Source organism: Fictibacillus marinisediminis, from assembly GCF_023149135.1.
Lineage (GTDB): Bacteria > Bacillota > Bacilli > Bacillales > Fictibacillaceae > Fictibacillus_C > Fictibacillus_C marinisediminis.
This window is the reverse complement of the sequence record NZ_JAIWJX010000002.1, coordinates 258,691-277,495: the sequence shown is the minus strand read 5'-3', so window position 1 is coordinate 277,495 and position 18,805 is coordinate 258,691. Positions and strand designations below refer to the sequence as shown.

Annotated in this window: 17 protein-coding genes and 1 pseudogene; 8 read left to right on the top strand and 10 right to left on the bottom strand. The window is 42.6% G+C overall.

Translation table 11 applies throughout. The features are described 5' to 3' along the window. Nucleotides 1-14 precede the first annotated feature (14 nt). The 4 genes from LCY76_RS01670 to LCY76_RS01655 form a co-directional block, all read right to left on the bottom strand. A complete protein-coding gene (locus LCY76_RS01670) occupies nucleotides 15-2,204 on the bottom strand; it encodes a transglutaminaseTgpA domain-containing protein (protein WP_248251179.1) in 2,190 nt (729 codons plus the stop codon). Beyond that, on the bottom strand, nucleotides 2,191-3,462 hold the full coding sequence (locus LCY76_RS01665; protein WP_248251178.1) for a DUF58 domain-containing protein: 1,272 nt from the start codon (nucleotides 3,460-3,462) through the stop codon (nucleotides 2,191-2,193). The genes LCY76_RS01670 and LCY76_RS01665 overlap by 14 nt, the downstream gene beginning before the upstream one ends. Further along, complete coding sequence (locus LCY76_RS01660; RefSeq protein ID WP_053356040.1) at nucleotides 3,459-4,436, bottom strand: AAA family ATPase; 978 nt, start codon at nucleotides 4,434-4,436, stop codon at nucleotides 3,459-3,461. Before LCY76_RS01660 ends, LCY76_RS01665 begins: the two co-directional genes overlap by 4 nt. 211 nt (nucleotides 4,437-4,647) lie before the next feature. Next, complete coding sequence (locus LCY76_RS01655; protein WP_053356041.1) at nucleotides 4,648-4,896, bottom strand: phage holin family protein; 249 nt, start codon at nucleotides 4,894-4,896, stop codon at nucleotides 4,648-4,650. A gap of 1,383 nt (nucleotides 4,897-6,279) precedes the next feature. Between LCY76_RS01655 and cspC the strand changes: the two genes are divergently transcribed. Beyond that, nucleotides 6,280-6,480, top strand: a complete 201-nt coding sequence (gene cspC / locus LCY76_RS01650) for a cold-shock protein (RefSeq protein WP_248251177.1) — start codon at nucleotides 6,280-6,282, stop codon at nucleotides 6,478-6,480. A gap of 246 nt (nucleotides 6,481-6,726) precedes the next feature. Here the strand turns inward: cspC and LCY76_RS01645 are convergent, their stop codons facing one another. Further along, nucleotides 6,727-7,329, bottom strand: a complete 603-nt coding sequence (locus tag LCY76_RS01645) for a TetR/AcrR family transcriptional regulator (protein WP_248251176.1) — start codon at nucleotides 7,327-7,329, stop codon at nucleotides 6,727-6,729. Nucleotides 7,330-7,778: 449 nt separating this feature from the next. On the opposite strand from LCY76_RS01645, the gene LCY76_RS01640 reads away from it, so the two are divergent. Both LCY76_RS01640 and LCY76_RS01635 read left to right on the top strand, forming a co-directional pair. Then, nucleotides 7,779-9,281 carry a DHA2 family efflux MFS transporter permease subunit gene (locus LCY76_RS01640; protein ID WP_419714915.1) on the top strand — a complete coding sequence of 501 codons (1,503 nt, stop codon included), beginning with the start codon at nucleotides 7,779-7,781 and terminating at the stop codon, nucleotides 9,279-9,281. A gap of 9 nt (nucleotides 9,282-9,290) precedes the next feature. Then, nucleotides 9,291-9,461 carry a hypothetical protein gene (locus LCY76_RS01635; RefSeq protein ID WP_248251174.1) on the top strand — a complete coding sequence of 57 codons (171 nt, stop codon included), beginning with the start codon at nucleotides 9,291-9,293 and terminating at the stop codon, nucleotides 9,459-9,461. A gap of 822 nt (nucleotides 9,462-10,283) precedes the next feature. Here the strand turns inward: LCY76_RS01635 and LCY76_RS01630 are convergent. Continuing rightward, nucleotides 10,284-10,991, bottom strand: coding sequence for a hypothetical protein (locus LCY76_RS01630; RefSeq protein WP_248251173.1), 708 nt, complete (start codon nucleotides 10,989-10,991; stop codon nucleotides 10,284-10,286). Nucleotides 10,992-11,573: 582 nt separating this feature from the next. Between LCY76_RS01630 and LCY76_RS01625 the strand changes: the two genes are divergently transcribed. Next, nucleotides 11,574-12,473, top strand: coding sequence for a DMT family transporter (locus LCY76_RS01625; protein WP_248251172.1), 900 nt, complete (start codon nucleotides 11,574-11,576; stop codon nucleotides 12,471-12,473). A 272-nt stretch (nucleotides 12,474-12,745) separates the two neighbouring features. On the opposite strand, the gene LCY76_RS01620 is transcribed toward LCY76_RS01625, so the two are convergent. Further along, nucleotides 12,746-13,453 (bottom strand): hypothetical protein, encoded by a 708-nt coding sequence (locus tag LCY76_RS01620; RefSeq protein ID WP_248251171.1) that lies wholly within the window; start codon nucleotides 13,451-13,453, stop codon nucleotides 12,746-12,748. 349 nt (nucleotides 13,454-13,802) lie between these two features. Between LCY76_RS01620 and LCY76_RS01615 the strand changes: the two genes are divergently transcribed. Next, the gene (locus LCY76_RS01615) at nucleotides 13,803-14,984 is read left to right on the top strand and encodes a DUF4317 domain-containing protein (protein WP_248251170.1); all 1,182 of its coding nucleotides are present in this window, start codon (nucleotides 13,803-13,805) and stop codon (nucleotides 14,982-14,984) included. A gap of 61 nt (nucleotides 14,985-15,045) precedes the next feature. Here the strand turns inward: LCY76_RS01615 and LCY76_RS01610 are convergent, their stop codons facing one another. From LCY76_RS01610 to LCY76_RS24100, 3 genes and pseudogenes are all read right to left on the bottom strand, one after another. Then, nucleotides 15,046-16,023, bottom strand: coding sequence for an aldo/keto reductase (locus tag LCY76_RS01610; protein ID WP_248251169.1), 978 nt, complete (start codon nucleotides 16,021-16,023; stop codon nucleotides 15,046-15,048). 99 nt (nucleotides 16,024-16,122) lie between these two features. Further along, a pseudogene (locus LCY76_RS01605) lies at nucleotides 16,123-16,375 on the bottom strand (FAD-binding oxidoreductase); the annotation flags it as partial. Next, complete coding sequence (locus LCY76_RS24100; RefSeq protein ID WP_419714969.1) at nucleotides 16,357-16,425, bottom strand: MerR family transcriptional regulator; 69 nt, start codon at nucleotides 16,423-16,425, stop codon at nucleotides 16,357-16,359. The pseudogene LCY76_RS01605 and the gene LCY76_RS24100, both read right to left, overlap by 19 nt. Nucleotides 16,426-16,745: 320 nt before the next feature. Between LCY76_RS24100 and LCY76_RS01600 the strand changes: the two genes are divergently transcribed. From LCY76_RS01600 to LCY76_RS01590, 3 genes are all read left to right on the top strand, one after another. Further along, the gene (locus tag LCY76_RS01600) at nucleotides 16,746-17,267 is read left to right on the top strand and encodes an ECF transporter S component (RefSeq protein ID WP_248251168.1); all 522 of its coding nucleotides are present in this window, start codon (nucleotides 16,746-16,748) and stop codon (nucleotides 17,265-17,267) included. Between the two features lie 475 nt (nucleotides 17,268-17,742). Beyond that, complete coding sequence (locus tag LCY76_RS01595; protein WP_091010461.1) at nucleotides 17,743-18,180, top strand: carboxymuconolactone decarboxylase family protein; 438 nt, start codon at nucleotides 17,743-17,745, stop codon at nucleotides 18,178-18,180. A gap of 108 nt (nucleotides 18,181-18,288) precedes the next feature. Continuing rightward, nucleotides 18,289-18,777 carry a pyridoxamine 5'-phosphate oxidase family protein gene (locus tag LCY76_RS01590; protein ID WP_091010462.1) on the top strand — a complete coding sequence of 163 codons (489 nt, stop codon included), beginning with the start codon at nucleotides 18,289-18,291 and terminating at the stop codon, nucleotides 18,775-18,777. The last annotated feature ends 28 nt before the right edge of the window (nucleotides 18,778-18,805 follow it).

Sequence of the window (18,805 nt, the reverse complement as noted above, 5' to 3'; positions counted from 1 at the left end):
GGCTTGTCAGACGGTCAACCCCGCAGCTTTTTAATTAAATTTTCCCACAATTCCTTGTTGGTATCTGTCCATTGATCAGCAGTCTGCCTTTTGCCATATTGCTGAGATTCATAAGCAGAAGTCAGCATTCTCATATCCCGAGTATCAAGCGAACGGTCAACATAGACCGCATATTCCCTGAGTGTATCGGAAGGATCCTTTTTCAACCCGTAAAGCTGGGCCAGCCAGAGCAAGCGGTCATACGCATCTGCAAATGTTCCTGTCCCTTTTCGCCTGCGGAATCTCCAGATGTAATATTGACGGAGCCATTTTTTCCGAAACACAAGAGCAAGGAGTGCTGCTGCAAAGATAAGCGGAATCGCGTACAGCAAGGATTTGCCCAGGTTGGCTAAAATTCCATCTCCATTTTGTCCCTTGCTCGCCGATTGGTCCTTCTCGTCAGGCTGCACTTCCTGTTTGTTTTTCTTCTTTACAGGAGGGGCTACTGACGCCGCCGCGCTCTTCACTTCCTCTTCAATCTGGCTTGGGTTGGAAAACCCTCTTGTTGGTTCAAAAGGCACCCAGCCGACTCCTGAAAAATAAACCTCAGGCCAAGAGTGGGCATTGGCATTCGTAACTTTATACGTCTTATTCATGTTTTTCGTTTCCTGATACTCTCCGTATGTAAAGCCCTTCACCCAGCGGGCAGGAATGCCGACTGACCGAAGCAGCACGATCATGGATGTCGAAAAGTTATCGCAGTACCCCTTCTTCGCATCAAATAAAAACTTATCCACGTAATCTTCGTTTTTCTTTGGCTCTCTCACATCGACGGTATCGTATCCAAAGTTATTCAGCGAAAAGTAATTCTCTACCGCCTTGGCTTTATCATACGGATTTTCAGCATTCTTTACGATAGATGCCGCCAGTTTTTTGACTCGTAAAGGGAGCTCTTTTGGAAGCTGCAGATAGTATTCGGTCACATACTGCGGATAGGACTGGCTGCTTTCCTGCAATTTTTTCTCATCGTATTGCGGAAGTTCATATTCCATTTGGTATTTCTTTAGTCTCGTTGGATCGCCCCCGCTCATCGTATCAATCTTTCCGGTCAGCGGATCAAGCATAAAATTAACATTTTTTTTGGCTTGAATGGAAGTAATGACGCCTGGTGAAAGGATGAACGGATAGGTTTTCGCCATTTTGATGGTGGCTTTCTCTTTCATCATCTGAGCTCCCCCCGGTTCAATGAGACTGGAGATTGGAGCAGTATACTCCACCGATTGCGGGTTTAGCGCATGAAATTCCGGGGAGAAAGAATTTTCCCACCCTTTTCCGGTATAGGCGTCCTTCGTTTCGACCCGCCAGTAATGCTTTTCTTTTACGGTCGCGGTAAAAACCTCTTTGTAATCAAATTCGAACGGCCCTCCAAGATGGCTGTCATTCGTGCCATAGCCGATTCGGGCAAACTTGCTGTTGATGCCTGAACCTTCTTCACCTTTATCCGACATGGACGCGATAAAAGGAACCGGGTCCGGCCATTGCGGAGATGCTTTAGGCGCAAGCAAGCCGAGCGTGGAAGACAGGGCGATGACCACGGTGAGCGGCACCATCCACATGATGGGAAACCGTCCTTTCATGAGCGAAAATCCTTCGGTCTCCACGATTTTCATTATTCTTAAGATGCCGACAAGAACCAGCCCGATAAACACAGTGCGCACGATCGCCATCTTCGCATCATACGGCGTAAACGTATCAAGGACCGTGATATATAGAACGGTTATAAATAAGAACAAAAAAATTCGTTTCGCCTGAATGAGCCAGTAATGCATGAGATAGCTCACGAGCCAGAGCAGGACAAAGAACAAAAGAGACCTGCTCAGCGAAGACATTTCCGTCCATTCCTGATTCCAGATGAACATCAGATTACTTTCCAGGTCACCGATCAGGTGAGGAACCCATTGGAATGATAGAAAAACATCCGGATAATACAGGGCATGGACGGCATACAGCAGGGCGATTAACTTGATCGGGAATGAGAGCCACACCGGCAGTTTGAAGTACGTAATAATAAACAAAAACGCGGTAAACACAACAAAAACCTGCGTATCCTCAGTGGACGTAATCTGGGTCAGCGGCCTGAGCCACTCCCACAGGAGCATAAACCCGAGAGCATAAAGAACAAGAGAGTAAATTGGCGACGGCCGGTTATTTTTAAATGCTTGCACGGTTTGCACCTGCCTTTAATGCGTCACTGAACCTCGGCCCGTAAATGGAAACCGCAGGAATTAAACTATTGTTTAAACGATGGATGGACGTGAGTTCTTGAGGGTGAAGCCTGTCATTGGCCGACATATAAAAATACACTGCGTTAGCCTGCCGGGCTGTAACCATTTCCAGTGTCTTGATCATTACATCATCCAGCAGCGGCGAGATGATGACAACAGTTCTTCCCTCAAGTCTGCCATCGATAAATTCCTGTTTCAGCCATTCATAAAAAGGCTTTTTTATATCCGGCTGAACGCTCGCAAGTTCATGAAAGATCCGCCATTCGTGGTCGGTTCCGCTGTTTATCAACAGCTGCCCTTTATTCCGGGAACTGTATAGACCTAGCGAGGCCCCTTTTTGCACGGAGTAATGCGTGATGGAAGCCGCAAAGGAAACGGCCTTTTCAAAAAGCCAGTCATGATTGCCGTAGCTTTCTGCGGATTGATCCAGTACGATGACATAATCGTCATTCCGCTGATGTTCAAACACTTTTGTCAGCAGTTTGCTGGAACGCGCACTTGCCTTCCAATGCAGCCAGGATAGCTTATCGCCGGGGGCATAATCCCTCACGCTTACCGTCGACGTATAGTCAGTCAGCGATTTTCTTCCGGCCCGCTGAATCCCGCTCTGAAGATGCTTGTCCATCTCCCAGCGCTCGATCTCCTGATACCTTGGATAGATGAAGACCTTATCAGACAGGTTTATTTTTATCTCTTTTTGCACAAAACCGAACACATCTCCTGTTTTCAGCGCGATGCTGTTCAGCTCATAAACGCCGCGCGGCACAGGCTTGATGCGGTACGTGTAGACAAGATTCTTTTTAAACAACGGAAAAAACAACACCCGGGAATGAATCTGATCTTCTTCCCCGCCGTGCAGCGCTTCTTTATATAAGGGAGCGGGAATCTCATCATGGATGACAAGATAAAAGAGAGGAAATGGCGTTTTTCGTTTAAGGCGGATGGTCACGGTCAGTTCCTCACCGGCCATGAGTAGATCCTTGCTCAGTTCCCTCGTCATTCGTATTCTATGAAGCGGATAAAAGACCATCGTCACCGTATAGACGGTAAAAGGAAAAACGCTGTAAAACAAAAACCAGCTCACAAACCCACCCTGAAACATGGCGTACGAAAAGGTCAGGCCGAGAAGGAGTACGATGCCGGCAAGGCCAAGCGGGGTTTTATATTTGCTGTTCAGCTTCCACTTTAGCCGTTTCATCTGGCATGCTGCCCTTTCTGGATTGGAACAGGCACACGGTTCAGCAGATCACGGATGACGGTATCCGGCGTCTCTCCTTCAAATCTGGCTTCCGGTTTTAAAAGGATGCGGTGGGTAAGGACGTATGGCGCGAGATATTTCACATCGTCCGGCACCACAAAATCCCTGTCCATCATAAAAGCGTGTGCCTGGGCGGCCTTCATAAGCGCCAGCGATCCCCTCGGACTGGCTCCAAGATAGATGGAACGGTGATTGCGTGTGCGGTTTACAAGGTCAATGATGTATTTTTTTACGGTTTCATCGACATACACGGCTTTCACTTGCTCTTTCATTCCGTTCAGTTCCTCTGCGGTAACGACAGGCTTCAGGTTATCGATCGGATGGTCTTGCACGATCAAGCTTAAGATCGATAATTCTTCATCAGGCGTCGGATAGCCCATATTTAATTTCAGTAGAAAACGGTCCAGCTGAGCTTCAGGCAGCGGATAGGTTCCCTCGTATTCAATCGGATTTTGTGTGGCCATGACAAAGAATGGATTCGGCAGGATGTGGGTGTGGCCGTCAACGGTGATACTTTTCTCTTCCATGGATTCTAAGAGGGCTGATTGTGTTTTCGGGGAGGTGCGGTTGATTTCATCGGCAAGTATAACATTTCCCATAAGCGGTCCAGCTCGAAATTCAAAGTTCATTTCCTTCTGATTAAAAATGGAAACCCCGGTTATGTCAGAAGGCAAAAGATCGGGAGTAAACTGGATCCGGTTGAACTGGAGTCCCAGCGACTTGGCGATGGCACGCACCATCATGGTCTTCCCGACTCCCGGAACGTCTTCAAGCAAAACATGCCCTCCGGCAAGCAGAGCCACAATGCTTAACTCTGAAACCTGCTTCTTTCCTACCATGACATGTTCTATATTTTTAATAACAGCCTCCAGTTCCGATCGGTAGCTGTCAAACTTAACTTTGTTTATACTCATGCGGTCATCCCCCTTTATAATAGGCGATTCGATGCAACATCTAAGAAAGATATTCCCCCGATCTATGCCTGATAACCCTAATCCCCCAAAAGCAGTCTAGGTTCTATTTCCTATTTTATTTACATTCGCAATCAGCGGCCTTAACTCCTTGTTTTCGACAAAAAATTAAAAAGCCGCCTAGATACGGCGGCCTCGCGTACTTCTATACTCATTACTTGTTGGCGGATGATTCTATGAAATACTTAACCCCCGCTACGGTTCCGATGCCGAGCAGCGCGTATTTCAGTCCCACTAACGTGCTATGCGGAGTGGCTCCTCCTGCTTCCCAGAATGAATACAGCACTCCCAGCACAATGGCCACAATTGGAATATACCGGTTTGAAACCTTCGACGTTTGGCGGATTGCGTACAGAACGACAGCAAGCCCCACATATGGCGCGAAATTATTGATCAAGTCCATCCTTCACCCTCCTTTGATTGAGAAGATTTTATTATATTAATTTATTGCATTTTTCTTTTGGAAAGAACAAATAAATATATATCCAGTAAGGAAAGAATACAATTTAAAAAGCCTACCTCCGAAGAGATAGACTTAACTTCCATTCAGATTTTAGATCATTAGCTGTGACGACGCTTTTTCTTTTTTACTTTTTTGCATTTAAATACAAACTTTGAGGATGAACTTGATGATGAACGTTTGCATTTTTGTTTACTTGATCGGCGAGATGAACGTTTACAGTGCTTGCTAAAAGATGACATGTAACTCACCTCCTATTAAACGAACTGAGAGAAAGAGTAAATCTCTTAATCTCTCAATATACTATGTAAAAATATGGCGAATCGTGAAAACTAACCGTAAAAATGTTCGTTAATCTTGAATGGCTGTTTTCTTTAAACCTGCAAATAGCCAATGGAAGACAACTAGTCCATCTTTTTGCAAATCTTGAATTCTATTAAAAAAAAGACAGCTTAAAAATAAGCTGTCTTACCTTACATCTATTCTAATCCTGGTGCAGGACCGAGTTTTTTTACCCACTTATTATGAGTCATTTTTCCCCAGCAAGGATCACATTCTACCCTCTTCTTGCAGCATTTAGAAGATGAGGATTCTTTTTTATTCTTATGTTGAGAAGAACTTTTTTTACTCTTTTGATGTGAAGAACTTGAAGATTCTTTTTTACTCTTATGTTGTGAAGAACTTGAGGGGTCTTTACTCTCATGATGAGAAGAGCTTGAGGATTCTTTCTTGCACTCATAATGAGAAGAGCTCGATGATTCTTTTATGCACTGAGAGGAGCTTGAGGACTCTTTCTTGCACTCATGATGAGAGGAGCTTGAGGATTCACTCATAAACTCATGATGAGAGGAGCTTGAGGATTCTTTTTCGCAGCATGAAGAAGTTTTTTTTAGTATTAATTTTTTACACTTCAAGTGGACCAAGGAACGGGATTTTTTTTTGCAATCATGTGAGGATGTTGAAGACTCCTCACAATTCTTAAAAAACATAAACGTAAAACTCCTTAAAGTTAATTTTTTTATTATATATTCTATTTTATGCTTGTATAAAGACATTGCTTGGACTTATTAAATAAAGAACTAAAACATGCTGTTATTGAATTCAATTTTCTTTTGAATATTGTACAAATATATTTAGAGGCAAAGCCGCCTTTTCCAACCTTAAGATTAAGCAATATTTTATTTAAGGTCCGGTGATTTGCAACATCTTCCGATTCCTGTTATGATAAAGATAGAATTATTTTTGTTCGGTGTAAACGATAGTTAATCATCACTTTGGGCAGGGATAGTAATATATTGTGTGGTAACGCACTAGGAGGCAACAAATATGGAACATGGTACAGTTAAATGGTTTAATGCAGAAAAAGGTTTTGGCTTTATCGAACGTGAAAATGGTGATGATGTATTCGTACATTTCTCTGCAATTCAATCTGATGGCTTCAAGTCTTTAGATGAAGGTCAAAAAGTAACATTTGACGTTGAGCAAGGTGCTCGTGGAGCTCAAGCTGCTAACGTTCAAAAAGCATAAACTTAAATTAGCATATACAAACAGGCTCTATATATAGAGCCTGTTTTTTTATTGTTTATATTTATTACTCCATAAAAAAAACCCCACTCAACATTCGAGCAGGGACGTGGTACAAGGTATTTGAAAAATGGTTTATCGCTTCACAGGTTAGTTAACAGTATAACATACTGTTTGAAAATATCAGAATGTATTTGTTGTTTCTTGTTTATAGCGGACCAGCCAGAAGTGAAACCAGTTAAGTTCAATTTACAACTCTTTATCGCGGTAACCAGGCAGCAGCAGGTAAAATTGTTTGGCAAGGAAGAGCGGCGTATACGGCATGTCGTTTCGAAGCCAGCCTACGATCGTACCGAACAGAGCTGAAGAAACGTACCATATGGCTACGTCCTTTTGAATACCTGCCATCGAAATGAAGGAGTTACTCCCCTCTCTCTCCAGGTTCTCGGCCATCATTTCTGTTACTAGCTTTAACAGGCGTTCCGTAAAGATGGGTGTTCGTTTAGACGCGAGAATGACCTTATAAAAATTGGAATGTTCGGCAATATGCTCGAGGAAGTGCACCATTCTCGGCCAATAAATTCCTTCTGGGGAATTCTCATCCACTGGCGTATTGTTCAAAACACGGACAATTACCTCAATCATATCGTCCGCCATCTTTTCCAGCATATCCGGAATATCCCGATAATGCAGATAAAAGGTAACGCGGTTGATGGTAGCACGCTCTGCGATGCTATTTACCGTTATTTTCTCGATATCCTTCTCTTGAAGCAATTGTACAAACGCATCTCGAATCAATTGGCGTGTGCGAATGATTCGGGGATCTGTGTAAGACTTTTTATTTTCCTTCATGTCATTTTCCTTTCTTTCACATAGGTTGTTATCTTAACCTTTGTTGCCATTGTGAGTGGTTGATTTCCGTTTCAGGCTGCTCGCTTTCCGCGGGGCGTGCGTTGAGCCTTACCGGCGCCAGCGCCTACTTTCTCGGCGCAGGCGCCTCCGGGTCTCACCTGCCCCGCTTCTCCCGCAGGAGTCTCGCACCTTCCACTCCAATCAACTGATCCATCTCTTTTCAGTTCCTAATGCAGTCATCTTTTATAAAAGAGCCTTTACATAAAAGACAATTTTCTGGATAGCGTCGTATATTTTCAAGAAAAACAACAAACAACGCAGGAGTGTCTATTACTTTACACTTTTTCCCATATCGTCGCTTGTAAATCCAATGGATATAGATATAATCTAATTTATGCAATGTCAACTATACAACAGGTTGTAAATTTAGTCCATGTTTAATTGAGAGGATGGAGCGAGTGAGTACAAGTACGGAAATAAACAACAGTTCTATAAAAAAGGGGCCAATCTTGTTCATCTTGATCTTGGGTGCCTTTCTTGCGATCTTGAATCAAACGATCATGAGCGTTGCAACTCCGAAATTAATGGGTGATTTCGACATTTCGGCTGCAACGGCCCAGTGGCTGACGACAGGCTATATGTTGGTTAACGGTGTTCTGATTCCAATTACCGCCTATTTGATTCAAAGGTTTACGACACGCCAGCTTTTTCAGGCTTCGATGATCATCTTTCTTGCGGGAACGATCGTATCAGCAGCCGCCACCAACTTCCCTGCCCTGTTGACCGGGCGCATGATCCAGGCAGCAGGTGCCGGAATTATTATGCCGCTGCTCATGAATGTCGTGTTAACCATCTTCCCTGCCGAGAAAAGGGGATCAGCCATGGGTATGGTCGGGTTCGCCATCATCTTCGCCCCTGCGATCGGCCCTACTCTTGCCGGCTATATTCTTGAGAACTATGCTTGGGAAACGATGTTTTACGGCATGATTCCGCTTGCTGTTCTTGTTATTGTCTTAGGTTTTATTTATCTGAAAAATGTTTCCGAGCGAATTTTCAGCAAAGTGGATGTCAACAGTGTCATTCTTTCCACTATCGGATTCGGCGCCCTGCTATACAGCTTCAGCCGTGCCGGCAGCGAGGGATGGTCGAGCACAGAGGTGATTGTCACTCTTATCGCCGGCATCCTTGCCCTTGCTTTGTTTACATGGAAGCAGCTGGTGTCACAGGATCCGCTGCTGGATCTCGGCGCCTTCAAGTACAATATGTTTTCCTTAACGACGATCATCAATATCGCGATAACGATGATCATGTATGCAGACATGATGCTGCTTCCTTTATATCTTCAGAGTGCCCGCGGCTTTACCGCCCTTGAGTCCGGCTTGCTTCTGCTTCCCGGCGCACTAGTAATGGGCTTTTTGATGCCCGTTACCGGAAAACTGTTCGACCGTTTTGGGGCAAAATGGCTTTCCATCATCGGAATGGTGATTACGATTATCACTACCATCGGCTTTATTGACTTGACGGACTCGACCAGCTATACGTATTTGGTTCTCATGTCTACCGGACGCCGGATCGGAATGGCTTTGCTTTTAATGCCAATCCAGACTGCAGGATTGAATCAATTGCCGGCAAGGCTTCATGCCCATGGTACGGCGATATCCAACACCATTAAGCAAGTGGCCGGTGCCATCGGAACTTCGCTGCTTGTGACTGTCATGACCAACCGTACCAAGAGCCATTTTACAGAGATGATGGCATCAGGAGTTACAAAAGGAGAAACTCAACAGCATATGATCATGGAAGCTTCTATTCAAGGAATTAATGACGCCTATCTTGTCATCGTCGGGATCGGGATCATCGGTTTACTGCTATCCTTCTTTGTCAAACGCGTTGGTCAAGCCGAGGAAAAAAACAAAGTGGCGTTGAAAAAGGCCGTCGTCAAGGAAGCCTGAGAAACGCAGATGAACAGGACTACTCCCCTTCGTATGAAGGATGAAGTACCGCTTCAGCCGCCTGTCGAAGACCTTCACGGTCAATGGAGTGATGATCAAATACAGGCGCTTCAGCATCAGTTAGGTTCTTCCATCATCGGAAATCCTGACACGGTAAGGAGAAGCTGCAGAAATTTTTAGACATGAGCCAAGCCGATGAAATCATGGCGATCGCTCAAGTTTATGATCATCAAAAACGCCTGCGTTCCTATGAAATTTTGTCTGATATCACTAAATAACAGCCACAAAAACCCAGAATTCCTAATTAGGACTCCGGGTTTTTTATATGAGAAAAGCGCCGGGTCAGTTAAAAACAGCCGGCCCTATATAATATTAATTTACCCCGCAGCCAATACCGCGAGCATAATGAGAGCGATAAGGGATTTGTACAATAAATAAGAAGTAAAATCATATTACAAAAGCTTTCGGTAGCTTAGTATCGAAAAAAGAAAAATAATGATATAAGTTCCATATAGGTGGGCTTCTAATTTTGTCGATATCTACTTAGAATTTGTAGATATTTCTCGGGAAATTGTTGAAATTTGAAAAATGGTGAATCCGAATGGTGTTTGTTGATACATAAGTTCTTTACCTGTATCGTCTAGGGGCTTGTCCATATCGGGCAGCGCTATAAGCGCTCCGATGTCAGATTGAACAAAGATAAATCGATCGCCATCTTTTAAAAACACATATCCATTCCGTTCTAAGATTTGGCCATACTTCCGAATAGTGGGTTTTGCTTCCCCACTTCTTCTGCCCATTTCCTTGGGAGAGAATGCTCGTCTGCTCGTAACTTATATCGCCATGCGATACGAAACAAAAAAAGAGACGATCAACCTCTTTCTAAAGCAGCTCATTAAGGATGACTCTTATTTTGAATGAGGTTCTCAACCACCACAGTTGCATATCGCTTAAACAAATCTCCAATAAATTTCAATTGAGCTCTCGTTTTCTTGTACCACCTTATTTTAGGAATATGGCGAAAAGCCTCTCCCATTTTCCTTTTGGTTTTTGTACAGCTTCTTCTAAACGTTTATTAAAATCATTTTGTGAACGCCATTCTTGTTTCTGTTCGTCCCGCATATTTTGTATTTCTTTTTGTAAGAGTTCACTTTTTTGTTTTTCTTGTTGCAGCAATGTTTCGTAATTGTGTTTTTGTTGTTCAGTTAATTTTTCAATTTTAGCATTAGTCTTTTGCGCTGAATTTCCAATACTAGAACTTATAACATGATGATCTTGCTGGAGCCGGGAAACGGTTGTTTTAAGCTGTGACATATCGTTTGTCAATTGGACATTCATTTCACGTGTGGCTGCGAGTTCATTAGCCAAAAACATTAAGATCTCTTTCAATTGTTTGGAATCGTGGGGTAAATTGTCATATGTATCGGGTATCGCAATTTCTGTTTCATTGGATCCTTCTACTCTTTCTTTTTGTTGATACACAAGGTCTTTAGCTGTATCGTCCAGGGCCTTGTCCGTATCACGTAACGCTATAAGCGCTTCGATATCGGATTGAACAAAGATACGCCGATCGCCATCTTTTAAAAACTCATATCCATTTCGCTCTAAGATTTGGCCATACTTTCGAACAGTGGGTGTTGCAATCGCCACTTCTTCTGCCACTTCCTTGGAAGAGAAAGCTCGTTCATTTGGTTGTATATCATTTCGCATATCGGACCTCCTTTTCTCTTAAATATAAGGTTTTTTGATGGATTCGTATATCGCTCAGTGATACAAACCACAAAAAAGGCCGTTCCGCCCATTTCTTGAGAAATTCTATTAAAGATGACGCTTGTTTTTGATCGAGGTTCTCAACCGCCTCAACTTCCATTTTATCAAGCATGCATTTTGTTTAAATAAAACAGATCTTCAATGAATTCCACTTGGGTCTTTTGTTGGCTTTGGTACATCGTCCGATACATTGGATGTAAATGCCCTAACTGAAGTAATATCAAAAGACCAGGATAGTCTTTTTTTACTTCAGCTCTTTTTGGAGCAATACATAAATCAGCATTTTCTACTATAGTAAAACTACAGCTAAACGTTGAAGACAAGCAACTGCTTATCAAAAACAAAACAATCTATTAGGAGAAATTAAGCGTGCTATTAATGAAAGGGATACACATGTTCTCCCGCTACAAAAGACGAAACGAAAACTTATGTCTATTTAAACGAGGGCAGAGCATTTAACTTGTTATATTAATTTTTAAAGGCGTATCATTGCTTAGGTACGTATGTCAAGGAGGCACAATGATGAAACAACTTTCGCGAACACATACAGTCTTACTGCTTACATTTCTTGTGATTATGTGGGGTGTCAATTGGCCATTATCCAAGATCGCACTTAGCTATACTCCCCCATTATTATTTGCCGGAATTAGAACGATTTTAGGCGGCCTTATTTTACTTATTTTTGCCCTTCCAAGATATAAAAGGCTTCGTTTTAAAGAAACATGGCATTTTTATTTTATTTCGGCTTTTTTTAACATCATCCTTTTTTATGGTCTTCAAACGGTAGGTCTTGGTTATGCACCAGCAGGATTGTTTTCTGCCATTGTATTCATCGAGCCGGTGCTGCTCGGGATTTTCTGTTGGATTTGGCTTGGGGAATCGATGTATAGATTAAAAATGATTGGATTACTCCTTGGCTTCACAGGTGTTGCAATTATAAGTGCAAGCGGATTTACAGGTGGTATTTCAGCTGTTGGTATTATCCTGGCTCTTGGCTCTGCAGTAGGCTGGGGATTGGGCACGGTTTATGTTAAAAAAACAGGTGATCGTGTTGATTCGATCTGGATGGTTACCGTACAGCTTATTATGGGTGGGCTCTTCTTATTAAGTGTAGGCTCCAAATTTGAGAGCTGGTCAAATATCCAGTGGGAAATGCCATTTATAGCAAACTTATTATTCATCTCTACCTTTGTCATTGCCTTTGGCTGGCTGGCATTCTTTACACTCGTCGGTTCAGGCGAAGCGAGCAAAGTCGGATCATTCACTTTCCTGATCCCGCTCATCGCCATCCTTTGCAGTTCTTTCTTGTTACATGAAAATATTACCCTGAATTTAGTAGTCGGCCTTTTATTTATCGTTATTAGTATATTGTTTGTAAACATGAAGCTCAAATCCAAGATGGTACCCGACTCGAGTGTTTAAAGGAAAAGACATGTAAAAATACACAGTCAGTTTAAAAGAGATGATCTCTGGATTTAACAGAGTTCATCTTTTTTTGGATTTTATAATATTCCTTGGCGTCTTGGCTTTTGACTTTGTCGATATCTACTCAGAATTTGTAGATATTTCTCGGGAAATAGCTGATTTTTGAAAATCGTGAATTCTGAATGGTATTTTTTGATACACATGGTCTCTAGCAAAATCGATCGCAATCTCATGTTATATCGCCCTGCGATATGAAACCTTTCTGCCCCTTATTTTCGAAATATGGAGAAAAGCTTTTCCCATCTTCCTTTACGTTGTTGTATCGCTTCTTCTAACCGTTGATTAAAATCGTTTTGTGAACTCCATTCTCTTTTCTGTTCGTCCCGCATAATTTGTATCTCTCGTTGTAATTGTTCACCTTTTTGTTTTTCTTGCTGCAGCAACGTTTCGTAATGAATCGTTTGCTGTTCCGTTAATTTTTGAATTTTGGCGTTCGTTTTTTGTGCTGAATTTCCAATGGTAGAACTGATAATATGATGATCTTGCTGGAGTCGGGAAACGATTGTTTTAAGCTGGGACATATCGTTGGTCAGTTGGCCATTCATTTCACGGGTGGCCGCGAGTTCCTTGAATAAAATCATTAAGGCTTCTTTTAGTTGATTCGGGTCATGGGGTAACGTTTCATATGTATCGCTTATTGCAATCTCTGTTTCATTAGATTCTTTTAATCTCTCTTGTTGCAAATCCACAAGTTCTTTTGCTGTATCGTCCAGGGAGTTGGGCGTATCGCGCAGCGCTATAAGCGCTTCGATGTCAGATTGAACGAAAATACGGCGATCGCCATCTTTCAAAAACTCATACCCATTCCGCTCTAAGACTTGTCCGTACTTTCGAACTGTTGGAGTTGCTATCCCCACTGCTTCCGCGACTTCCTTGGAGGAGAAAGCTCGTTCATTCGGTTGTATATCACGTCGCATATCGGGCCTCCTTTTCTATTTAATAGTTTAGTATGCAGGTTACATTCGTAAGTTATATCGCCCAGCGATACGAAAAACTTAAGCGTTTTTATTATGATGAGATATACCTATCTAAGTATATCATTTCGTTAAATATGAAGATTTTTTGACAAACTTGCATATTGCCCAGCGATACAAGATCCATAAAAGAGCCACTTGTCCACTCCTCTGCAGAAAAAACCCCATCACCCTTAACTTCGCCTAAGTATAAACAATTTATGTTAAAATAAATGCTGCTTCACGTTCAAGGTGGAGAGCCCTTTCTACCTTCAAATTTACAAATCAGGGCAACTTAGGAGTGTATTAAACTATGAACAAAAAAGATATCGCACAGCTGCGAAAACAATTTAAAAAAGAAAATGCTTCACTTAACATCTCCACCATCTTTAATGTGTATATAACGAAAGAATCGAGTGACATTTATCATCACCAGAGCCAGCCTTTTGAATTGCTAGATTCTGAACAACAAGAGCTGTTTCTGAACAATTTTAAAAAATTACTTGCCGGCAACCTGGATGAGAAGCTCTTTGAATTAAAGTTTCAACGTAATGCTGAGAACAGCAGCCAGCTCATCCTCCATCAAGGTTTGCTCAGCAGTGATACCGAGGACTGGAAAGAGCGAATGCTCAAAATGGTAGGCAAAATGCTGCAGGATCGGCTATACGAGATGGATATCGTGATTACCTTCATTAAAGGAGAATACTTCAAACCGACGAAACGCCGTGGTGCTGATTCTGAGGAAAATGGACACGATACCGTTTACTCTCATCCCTTTATTCTTTGCAGTATTAACAATACGCAAGACCCTAAAAAGGAACTGCTGTTTGACTATGTGGAAAAAGAGTTCAAATACAACTTTGTGCTTGATCCCATCATCAACCTGAATGCACCAATTGCAGGATTCCTGTTTCCTTGTTTCACTGATAATGCGGCCGATGTGAACCACATTCTGTATTCGGCAGGGAAAGTCCATGAGCCTGATTATTCATTCATAGAGCAAGTGTTAAATGCTGAAGAAATGATGACAGCAAAGGATGATAAAGCCGTTTTTGAAGAAATTATTAAAAACGTAACCAGTGATCAATTAAATACATCCACTCTCTCCAATGTGTATGAAGAAATTCACCGTATGATTGAAGAAAATGAAGAGGAAGAACAACCAAAATTGGACACCAAGGACGTTGAACGGGTGCTCAAGATGAGCGGCCTTGAAGACATCAACACGGAAAAGGTAGAATTAGCCTTCAAAAATGTAATAGATGATGACAAGTACGAGATTAAAGCAACCAGCGTCGTTCCGAAGTATAATTCAAAATCCATTAAAATTAACACCAAAGTCGCCAACATCTCCATCAGCCCTCAGGATCTGCGATACGTCAAACAAGTTCATCTCAGCGGAAAACGCTACCTCATGATTGAAGTGGAAGAAGATACGGTTATCGAAGGCTTTACGATGATACCAGAGGCTTTTGGAGAGAAAGTGGAGAATTAATAGAAAAAAGCTTCTCCTTTTTAACCTGGGAGAAGCTTTTTATTATGTGTACGTTTCTCGTTTAATCAATCGGAAGTGGGGCATTTGGAGACACAAGATTCTGTTCTTTTAGTTCCTTCCAGAAGTCAGAAGGAATCTCTTCCCTGGAGGCAGCTACATCCTCTTTCACATGTTCCACCCGAGTAGAGCCGGGAATGACAGCAGCTACTGCGGGATGGGCCATGGAGAATTGAAGTGCAGCAGCTTTAATACTCACCTGATGCTTTTCAGCAATCTGTTTGATCTGGTTCGCTTTTGAAGCAATTTCATCGGGAACATCTCCATAATCGAAATGATTCCCTCCAACCAATACTCCCGAATTGAACGGAGCGCCGACGACAATGTTTACATTTTTCTCCGTAGCTCTTGGCATTAACTTAAGCAACGCATGCTCATGGTTCAATAGCGTATAATGGGTCGCTTGCAGGCTGATGTCCGGGCGTGTTTCTTCCAGTTCAATGGCAAGTTCGATTGGTTCTGTCCGATTGACTCCCAGACCCCATGATTTAATCACTCCTTCGTCACGAAGGCGGGACAGCACACGGAACGCCCCTTTTCGTGCAATATCAAACTGTGTTACCCATTCGTCACCGAGAAAATCGGGCGAAACATCGTGCACATATACAAAGTCCAGACGATCCGTTTTTAGCCGCTCCAGGCTTTGCTCGACCGATCGCAGGGTCGCATCTTCACTGTAATCCGTGGTTATTTTATTTTTGCGGCCATGCTCAAACATCCCTTCCTTTTCCTCTGTTTCATCTTCAATCACCCTGCCCACTTTCGTTGATAAGAAATAGTCATCGCGATTGTATTTGGATAAAACTTCTCCCAGACGCAGTTCCGCTAATCCCGCTCCGTAAAACGCGGCCGTATCAAAATAACGGATTCCTAGATCCCAGGCGGTTTCAATCGTTTTCCGCGCTTCTTCCTCTGGAACCTCCCTGAACATATTTCCAAGTGGCGCCGTACCCAGACCCAATTTTCCTTTAATCAAGCTCATAGATATTGCCTCCTATCCAACGATTAGTCTTTTTTCACTGTTTATTTCCATTCCTTTTCTCTTTGCACTTAAAACACAGGATTCCGCAAGAAAAAACCGCCAAACAATTAGTGGCGGCTTGGCTTCTGTTCCGGTGGCTTCTTCCAAAAACCGTCTCATGATTTTTAATCGGTTGATCCTGCCAAAGGTGAAGTCCCCACGCGGACGAGAATTTAACACTCTGATCGGATCGGCCAGGAATGGGTTCGTCCAGATCCAGTAAATCGATCGCATCTGGATAGTATAATGTTTCTATTACGCTTTGAGTTGGGGTACCTGCATTGGTTAGCGGTTCTAATACCGATAGTTGTTCTCTTCTCCCCTGGCTGAGGAAATATACCCTTCCTGTTTCCAGTAACGCAGTGTGGAATTCGCTACGCCTATTCTCCCGGCAACTTAACGATTTGCCGGAGTGACAATCTGGAAAGCAAAAAAGCCACCATCAAGAGAACACCCGCCCGCTCAAGCATTAAAGGCAGCAGCTGTGACAGCTTAACCCTCTCCTTCTGGAAAACCCAAAATATACTATCTATGGTACTTGTCCTTTTTATCAGGCTTAAGGGTTATTGCATTTTACTATTTTCTTAAGCGTGAGAGGTGGCTATAATAGATGAGTGGGAGATTTCACACCATAACGAATAAAAAAGCTGCTAGGCTGAAATATAAATGAAAGAGGTAATTATGTGAATACAACATCATCATCGATAGCATCCACAAAAACAAGAGCATTAGTCATCAATGCCCTTTTCATCGGATTGACTTTTGTGGCAACGTACATTAACTTCAAACTTCCGATCATGGGTAACGGAGGATTAATTCATCTGGGTAACGTTCCTCTATTTGTAGCGGCATTTGTTTTCGGCAGAAAAACAGGTGCCATTGCAGGCGCAGTCGGAATGGGTTTATTTGACCTCCTCTCCCCGTGGACGGTGTGGGCACCGTTTACCTTCGTTATCGCAGGAGCAATGGGATATGCAGCCGGCCTCATATCCGAAAAAGTACCCGGCAACAAAGTTCTGGTTAACACCCTGGCCGTCGTCGCGGCCCTTGTGATCAAGATTATTGGATACTACTTTGCAGAAGTAATCCTTTATCATAACTGGGTTCAGCCTTTTGGGTCTATTCCGGGGAACTTCTTGCAGGTTGTTGTGGCTGGTATTATTGTTATACCGATTGTTGCTCGGATAAAGCAGAGAGTGATATAGATTTAAGCATAAAAGAACCCTATGGAGCAGTACCTGATAAAGGATTGCTTCATTATTTATAAACTCCAAAGAAGAAACACGAATAAGTGATTACCCTTTTTTGGTTACTAAGAAGGGGCTGTCCAAGAAGTCTGTAAGCTGTTAATTTCCGTTCCAGGGTGCTCGCTTTCCGCGGGGCGTGCGGTGAGCCTCTTGGCGCTAGCGCCTGCGGGAGTCTCACCTGCCACGCTAGTCCCGCAGGACAAGGAAAGCTTCGGCAGCGTTATATCGCACGAAGAAAATGTGAAGTTCATTTTCGAGGAGTCTCGCACCTTCCACTTCAATCAACTTTTCATTGAAGATTTTCAAGCCAAAAAGGAGCTGCTGAAGGTCAATTTTCGACTTTCAGGACAGCCCCTTTTTTATTTTTGTCACAAACCATTTGGCTGTTTCGTCTTGTAGGTGTCAGACAAAAAAGCTTATGGAGGGAATAAAAATGAAAGAAAGAATTCGAATGGAAGACGTGGAGCCTGGGGCATTACAAGCGATGCTTGCAGTTGAGAAATATGTAGACCGCACGAGCATTGATAAAAAGCTAAAGGAACTGATCAAAATCCGAGCATCACAAATTAACGGCTGCGCATTCTGCCTAAATATGCATACAAAGGAAGCGCGTGAATTAGGGGAAACCGAACAGCGAATTTACGCATTAAACGCTTGGCGTGAAACCCCTTATTTTACCCCGGAAGAACGGGCGGTTCTTGCTTTGACAGAAGCTGTAACCCTCGTCGCAGAGTCACATGTTCCTGATGATGTCTACAATGACGCTGCACAATATTTTGATGAAAAGCAACTGTCCGAAATCATTATGCAGATCGTCGTAATCAACTCCTGGAACAGGCTGGCTGTTACGGCGCGGAAAATTCCTGAGTAACGATCATATGAATTGATTTCAAATACAAGTTTTCGTTTAGGCCATACCAGAGTAAAAGTTGGTGTAAAGGGTAATATACCACTATTAAACTTTTACGAGGTGAGGGAAATGTCTAACACGATGAATCAAAAAGAACTGGAAACAGTAAGAGAGTTAATCAAAGACATAGACACAGCCATGCTGACCACGGTAACGGAAGAAGGGCTTGTTTCTCGTCCAATGAAAACCCAAGAAGTAGAGTTTGATGGCGACTTATGGTTTTTCACGAAAAAAGAAACAAATAAATACGAGGAAATTACACACAATCAAGAAGTTAATGTGGCTTATGCAGGTAAATCCTATGTTTCCATACGAGGAAGAGCGGAAATCGTTGAGGATTTAGAAAAGAAAAAGGAATTGTGGGGATTCGCCTATGACAAAATTATGCAAACAACTTATGATGATCCCAACATTGTCTTGATAAAAATAAAAACGGAAGCAGCCGAATATTGGGAAACTGGTAGTTTTACGAAGAGAATCGCGTTTATGTTTAAACGAATAACAGGACAAGATGCTGAATCGGCAGATGTGAATGAAACGGTTGAATTGAATAAATAACAGTAAAAGCAAAAAACCTTATGTTGCT

Bases quoted from the DNA above. Each gene is read 5' to 3' on its own strand.
- LCY76_RS01665 (WP_248251178.1), bottom strand. From the start codon at position 3,462: ATGAAACGGCTAAAGTGGAAGCTGAACAGCAAATATAAAACCCCGCTT.
- LCY76_RS01660 (WP_053356040.1), bottom strand. From the start codon at position 4,436: ATGAGTATAAACAAAGTTAAGTTTGACAGCTACCGATCGGAACTGGAG.
- LCY76_RS01655 (WP_053356041.1), bottom strand. From the start codon at position 4,896: ATGGACTTGATCAATAATTTCGCGCCATATGTGGGGCTTGCTGTCGTT.
- cspC (WP_248251177.1), top strand. From the start codon at position 6,280: ATGGAACATGGTACAGTTAAATGGTTTAATGCAGAAAAAGGTTTTGGC.
- LCY76_RS01645 (WP_248251176.1), bottom strand. From the start codon at position 7,329: ATGAAGGAAAATAAAAAGTCTTACACAGATCCCCGAATCATTCGCACA.
- LCY76_RS01640 (WP_419714915.1), top strand. From the start codon at position 7,779: ATGGAGCGAGTGAGTACAAGTACGGAAATAAACAACAGTTCTATAAAA.
- LCY76_RS01635 (WP_248251174.1), top strand. From the start codon at position 9,291: ATGAACAGGACTACTCCCCTTCGTATGAAGGATGAAGTACCGCTTCAG.
- LCY76_RS01630 (WP_248251173.1), bottom strand. From the start codon at position 10,991: ATGCGAAATGATATACAACCAAATGAACGAGCTTTCTCTTCCAAGGAA.
- LCY76_RS01625 (WP_248251172.1), top strand. From the start codon at position 11,574: ATGAAACAACTTTCGCGAACACATACAGTCTTACTGCTTACATTTCTT.
- LCY76_RS01620 (WP_248251171.1), bottom strand. From the start codon at position 13,453: ATGCGACGTGATATACAACCGAATGAACGAGCTTTCTCCTCCAAGGAA.
- LCY76_RS01615 (WP_248251170.1), top strand. From the start codon at position 13,803: ATGAACAAAAAAGATATCGCACAGCTGCGAAAACAATTTAAAAAAGAA.
- LCY76_RS01610 (WP_248251169.1), bottom strand. From the start codon at position 16,023: ATGAGCTTGATTAAAGGAAAATTGGGTCTGGGTACGGCGCCACTTGGA.
- LCY76_RS01595 (WP_091010461.1), top strand. From the start codon at position 17,743: ATGAAAGAAAGAATTCGAATGGAAGACGTGGAGCCTGGGGCATTACAA.
- LCY76_RS01590 (WP_091010462.1), top strand. From the start codon at position 18,289: ATGTCTAACACGATGAATCAAAAAGAACTGGAAACAGTAAGAGAGTTA.